The 6000-nt window shown below is 57.8% G+C and carries 6 protein-coding genes; 2 read left to right on the forward strand and 4 right to left on the reverse strand.

Going from position 1 to position 6000, the window contains the following annotated elements; genetic code table 11:
* Positions 1-77 precede the first annotated feature (77 nt).
* The gene (locus AC56KL_RS15240; protein ID WP_497181000.1) at positions 78-968 is read right to left on the reverse strand and encodes an SDR family oxidoreductase; all 891 of its coding nucleotides are present in this window, start codon (positions 966-968) and stop codon (positions 78-80) included.
* A gap of 225 nt (positions 969-1193) precedes the next feature.
* Here AC56KL_RS15240 and AC56KL_RS15245 point away from each other — a divergent pair, with 225 nt between their 5' ends.
* The gene (locus AC56KL_RS15245) at positions 1194-1451 is read left to right on the forward strand and encodes a YkgJ family cysteine cluster protein (protein WP_497181001.1); all 258 of its coding nucleotides are present in this window, start codon (positions 1194-1196) and stop codon (positions 1449-1451) included.
* Positions 1452-1550: 99 nt separating this feature from the next.
* On the opposite strand, the gene AC56KL_RS15250 is transcribed toward AC56KL_RS15245, so the two are convergent.
* The 3 genes from AC56KL_RS15250 to AC56KL_RS15260 are packed head-to-tail and all read right to left on the reverse strand — an operon-like array spanning position 1551 to position 5771.
* Complete coding sequence (locus AC56KL_RS15250; RefSeq protein WP_497181002.1) at positions 1551-3362, reverse strand: ATP-binding protein; 1812 nt, start codon at positions 3360-3362, stop codon at positions 1551-1553.
* A complete protein-coding gene (locus AC56KL_RS15255; RefSeq protein WP_497181003.1) occupies positions 3359-4705 on the reverse strand; it encodes a dsDNA nuclease domain-containing protein in 1347 nt (448 codons plus the stop codon). Before AC56KL_RS15255 ends, AC56KL_RS15250 begins: the two co-directional genes overlap by 4 nt.
* Positions 4692-5771, reverse strand: a complete 1080-nt coding sequence (locus AC56KL_RS15260) for a recombinase family protein (RefSeq protein WP_497181004.1) — start codon at positions 5769-5771, stop codon at positions 4692-4694. Before AC56KL_RS15260 ends, AC56KL_RS15255 begins: the two co-directional genes overlap by 14 nt.
* 77 nt (positions 5772-5848) lie before the next feature.
* Between AC56KL_RS15260 and AC56KL_RS15265 the strand changes: the two genes are divergently transcribed.
* Positions 5849-6000, forward strand: a 152-nt coding sequence (locus AC56KL_RS15265) for a transposase (protein ID WP_497181013.1), incomplete at its 3' end; no start/stop codon positions are given.

Here is a 6000-nt window from a genome sequence, read left to right on the forward strand (position 1 = left end):
AGACGGGGCTTGCAAGGCAGTCAAGCGATCCTTGAACACCGAAACTGTCAATATAAACAGGTATTTACATCATTCCTTCAGCTCGCCCCGGGGCCATAGATGCGGCCGTTGGCGCGCGACGCGTACAGGGCACCGTCGGGGTTGCGCGGCGGTCCGTCCTGCTGCTGGCGCGGCACCTGGAACACTGACAGGCGGTCGACCACGCCGGGCGCGATCTTCTCCATCATGACGTCGAGCTGGGCCATGATTCCCACGCGCACCGTCCGCATCGGCACCACGGCGGCGTGCAGGATGGCGGCCGCCACCTCGTGCGGATCGACCTGGGGCGAGGGGAGCTTCGGTTCGCGGTCCATGTAATTACGCGCGTGCTGGGGCAGCGGCGTGTCGACGGCGGTCGGCTCGATGAGGGTGATCGATACCGGCGCCTCGTCCATGTGCTCGACCTCGATGCGCAGCGCGTCGGTAAAACCCTTGACGGCATGCTTGCTGGCCGAGTACATGCCCTGCATCGGGATCGCCAGCTCGGAGGCCTCGCTGCCGAGGTTGATCAGGGCGCCGCCCTGGTGCTTCAGGTAGGGCAGCGCCACCAGCGAGCCGTGCACCATGCCCCAGAAGTTGATGTCGAACAGGCGCCGGCTGTCTTCCTCGCTCACCTGGTCGAGGCGGCCGTAGATGGTGCCTCCGGCATTGTTGACCCAGGTGTCGATGCGGCCGTAGCGCTCGATCGCGACCCGGGCGATGCGCTCGACGTCGGCGCGCACGGCCACGTCGGCGACGACGGCAATCGCCTCGAAGCCGTCCTCGACCAGCCCGTGGACGACGGCCTCGAGCACGTCGGCGCCGCGCGCGGCCAGCACCAGCCTGGCGCCCTGCCTGGCGGCTTCCTGTGCGGTGGCCAGGCCGATGCCGCTCGATCCGCCCGTGATCACGACGACCTGGCGGTCCAGGGGTTTGAGGGGACTGGACATGGGACCTCCTGCGGGTGGATGTGCGATGGATGCAACGTAGCAGGAAAACGGCGGGTGACGCGCCCGCTTCGGCCGCGACGGCGGTATACTGCCGCCCTGCCTTGTCCACCCATCCTACCCATGCAGTGCAGAGACAACTGCGGCGCCTGCTGCACCGCGCCTTCCATCACCAGCCCGATTCCCGGCATGCCCGGCGGGAAGCCGGTTGTCAACTAAAGAGATGCCATGAACTGCCGCGACAACTGCGGGGCGTGCTGCATCGCCCCTTCGATTACCAGTCCGATTCCTGGAATGCCTGATGGAAAACCAGCGGGTATCAGGTGTATTCAGCTGGCGGACAACAATCGTTGCCGCATCTTTGGTAAGCCGGAGCGGCCGGCGTTTTGTGGCGGGTTGCAGCCATCGGAAGAAATGTGCGGGTCCAGCCAGGTACAAGCTATTCGATGGCTGGATGAACTGGAGCGCGCGACGGCGCCTACCTGAATCCCCTTCTCGAATACGTGGAAACAGGTGGGGTATCGTGCATGGATGACCAAGCCTCGCCACTTTCTAAGCAGACGCTTGGAAAGCACGGGCTCGCTATTAGTCGTCATCCTCGTCAGAGTCGCCGGCGTCGTCTTGAGCCGCCAGTTCAACAACTTCGCTTTCCGCATCTATCTCCACAACGCGTTCACGCTCGGCTGCAATAGCATCACGCATTGCTTCAACTAAGGGCGCTAACTGCTCAACCCCAGCGCGATATTCGTCTTCACGCAGAAAATGGCGTTTTTCCGTGAAGGTTTGAACAGTGCAGTCCTGTGGAGGCGTCCAGTCGGCGGGCACAGATTCATTTGCAATAAAAATCTGCTCTGCTTCTGCATGGTTGTAGACCGCGCTAAGGAGCCGCCCTGTATTCGGGTCATCCAATCCTTGCTGACGAGGAGTATCGACAATAAAGGGGAAACGCGGCCCATTGCCGTACTTTGCGTTGGTCTCCAGCATTGCCATGTGCATCGCCAGGTAGACTCGAGGACCCGAGCTACCAGCGCCCATCGCTGGCCGTGCTCCGATTTTGACAGAGGCAATTTCCGCCTTATCGATACCGAGACGGTCAGCGCATGATTTCACTGCTGCCTTGTAAAAGGCCCGCACCTCTTTCACCCGCTCAGCATCCGTCAACGCGTCGAGTTCAGCCTGAAGCTCGGTTCGGCTTTCATCGAGTTCATCAATGGAGTCCGCAAGTTGCCGGCGTGTCTGCCCGTATGCCTCTTCAATGGTAGCCAAGCTTTTTGCGGCGACGATTTCAGCGATGCCACCCTGCCCCGGTTGCCTCTCCGTCGAAACGCGCAGGCTCTCCATTTGTTTGGTGACGCTAGCGAGCTTGTTGCGCAGGCCTTCCTCACGCTTACTCAACTTGTCCAGCTGGCCGCGTATGGTTAAGAACAGTTGATGTGCGTCGTTCGCGTCTGAGGCGAGTTCCACTTTCGCTCGGAAGGACAAGCCGTGCGCCTGGCCGCATGTTGGGCAGCTCAACTGTTCGTCATCGGGATACTTGGACAGATACGCCAAGTCCTCCACCAAGTCCTGCTCTGCCCGGGCTGCGAGCTGGAGTTGGCCAGTAAGCTCCTGCCGCTCTTGGGCGATGGAGAATAAATCGTTGCGGACCTGGTTCTCGTCATCGACAAGGACCTCGACCTGGCTGGCAACCTGTTGCAGCTCTTCTGCGAACACGCTTTCGTCAAGCATCGCATCAGACGCAGGCAGCATTGCTTTGACGTGCTGATAGGCGGTCGCCTGCACCTTGGCTTGCAGCCGCAGTTCGCGCAGCTTGAAGACGAGTTCGTCACGCGTGAGCTGAGCATCAAAGTACCGCTGCGGCCGCAGGCCTAGGAAGGATTCGAAAACAACTGGCTCCCACCGTGCAAACTGGGACAGTCGCAAGAAGTTTCCCCATTTCCTTGCCCAGCCGCCCTCTTGGTCGATGTAGAACGGCAGCAGCGCATACTCAGGTCCTGCCAACGCAAACGCCCCCTCCTGATGGCGCTGCAACTTCAAGGGGAACTCGAATGTGTCAGCAAAAAACCTCGCCCAAGTTTGAGCATTTTCCGTAGCGAGCAGGAGCTTGCCTTCAGCGTTGAAGGCGGCGCGCTGGTCACGTCCCATACGCAGGAACGTGAACCGCTTCTGTTCGATACTTAGGACTACGCTTGCAGCGACATTGACATCCCAGTTTCCAGCGATGCGCGTGGATGGTTCGCCGCCGAGCGCCCAAACGAGGTGCTTCAGGATACGAGACTTGCCTGTTTCATTCGTTCCCGCTAGCAGGTTCTTGCGGGGATTGAACTTCAGGAATCGGCCGCTCTCGTCCCTTTCGGATACCAGCCAGAGTTCGTGATAGGTGACGGTTTGCCTCATTGCGAGTCCTCAGATTGCGGACCAGCCGGAACAGATGGTAGTTGTTTTGTGGGGTTTGCATTTTGAATAATCATGGACATTAGACAGTAAATGTACTCGCGGCTGTAAGGGCGAGCCTCGCTTAACTGCAACAGCTGGAAGTCCTCGTACCAAGCGGAGAATATATTGCTAACCTGGGGTAGAGAGTCGTATTCCGAATTCAATTCGTATAGCGCTTTAAGATGCGCAGTTACAACCGGCACCGGGCCTGCACGGTTCGTGATTTCCATACATGCCCGCACTACCTGCCTCTTCATGTTTTTGACCAGCGCGAACGGTGCCGCCTCGATGTTCAGCCGCTCGATAACTTCTTCCACCAGCTCTCGCGCTGACACCGATTCTTCGTCGGCCGCAGCCAGATAAAGGTCAATATCGCCCCGCGTGACCGCACGGTCCAACAGCTCCGCAAAATTTTTTGCGTGTCGAGTGCTGCCGGCCCTGAGGTTTACGTACGAAGCGATTATTAGGACCGCGAGAATGGTAGCGGAGCCGCTGAGGTTCAACTCCGACTCGAGCTGCATTTCAGCGAGCTCACCGGCCAAATATTTGTGTGGCTCGTTCACTGGGCAGTCGCTTACTACCAAGGCGAAATCGGACAAGTCCACTGGCTCAGCCGGGTCAAGGCCCAGCTGTTCTCTCAGCTTCGCTTCGATGGCCTGTTGAACTGACGAATCGGCGTCCGAAAGCTCAACACTACTATGCAGTGAGTTTGTGCCCGTGCCATCTGGCATTTCAAACTGCGCGTCGGAGGAGAACTCCAGACGCGACTTTCCTAAGGTTTTGAAGCGACGGCGATGTGCGTAGAGCTTGGCCAAGATAGACGGCTTCGGCTTCTTGGGCGCCTTTGCCTTCGCCGCCTTCCCGCTTTTGGCTGGCTCAAGGGGGGGCACCGTCTCGGCTCCACCGGCCCCGGAGGTATCGCCTTCATCTGCCTCAGTTTGCGCATCCTCATCCTTACCTTTCGGAGAGGCAATGAGGTGATTAAGCTTCCAATGGGTCGATGCCTCGTGTTTCTTCAGCTGCACGAACCGGACCCCGGTCGGCGCTAAAGATGAGTCCAGAACGGCGACATCCTGCTGCCACTCAAGTACAACTGCATAGTCGTCACCGGTGCGGTGCGCGCGGAGTGCTTCCAGCACCGCATGCCACACCTGAAAGCTGAAACCACGGATGGCATGCCGGCCACCGATTTCATCTCCTTTAAAGTCCCGGAACAAGTCAGACGCAACTTGCTGGAGAGGAGGTTCAGTTGGGGCCGTAATCATGAAGTCGATATAGTCGATTTGGGAATTAGCGACTGTCATACCCCGAGTCGCAGTGTGACCGGCTTTGATGAAAAACCGGAATGGTACCCGAGGAAGATTGTTGTCGTATATAAATCATTGTGCCATAAGTGATTCTTAAAGGGAGATGGCCAACATAGAAAACGTTACTACAGGTGTAAAGGGCGTATCCAACACTATTACGAGAGCTTGTCTTAGCCTTTCTAGCCAGCGTAGCACCACACAATCCGCATTGCAGCATCCCCTGGAAAATATTGTGGTATCCGCCGTCACGACGTTTAGGGAGATGGCGGCGGCGGTTTGCGGCGGCGCTGGCCGCATTAAACAGCGTTTCATCGATGATTCTGGGGTAATAGTCGGCCCAAAGCTCCCCTGTCGGTACCCGTTTACCGTCCGTCTTAATGTGGGGCTCAAATTCCCCTAAGACTCGTCGGTTATGCAGCAACTTATTCGGTAAAGTTTTGTGCCAGTCTGCTGCCGTTCCTGGAACAGGCCACCCCTCACTATTAGCAATGCGAGCTATGGCCGTTGCACCGAAGCCGTTAGCGCTATACGCGAACACCTTCTGCACGCTTTCAACTTTCTCAGGAATTTTTTCCCATCCGGATTTATCCGCATTCGGACGCAACCAACCGGGGCCCTGTCCGTAGGCGAACGGGTCCTTGCATTTGCGCTTGCGTGCGTGAGACTTCGCCACCCTGGTTGCCTTTGTTGCCGATTCTTCGTTGGCGCGAACGAAGTTCATCATGACCATCATCATGACCAAAGGGTCCTTAATGGTCTCCTCATCAAGGACTTGTCGCAAATCCAGAGAGACGACCTTGACACCTAGCCTTACAAGCCGGGTGACAAGCTCCATCGCGTCCATGACGTCTGCACGTGATAAACGGTCTAAATTCTCGACCAGAAGGTAGGAGCCACGGGAAATATTCCCGGTCTCGACGGCCGTAATGAATGCCTTCAGTGCACCTTTCGTAAGATTTGAGCGGTCGAACGCCGATATGCCTAGGTCTTCGTATGTCGCTTCCTGGAAGTCGAGGTTGTTCTCTGCAGCATACAGGCGGCTCCGCTCGAGTTGACGTCGCAAGCTGTCATGAGATAGCCCCTTGATTCACCAGACACAGTCGATGCTGTATCCTAACGGATGGGAATATGACTGTGAGTATGACTAGGAACAACCAAACCATCGAAGTCGTGATGGTGTCCGAAGAGCGACGCCGCCGCTGGTCAGTGCAGGAAAAGGCTGCGCTGGTCAAGGAAACGTACGAGCCGGGCATGAGCGTATCGCTGGTGGCCCGCAAGCACGGCATCAGCGC

This window comes from Telluria sp. ZB4P34, from assembly GCF_059686055.1.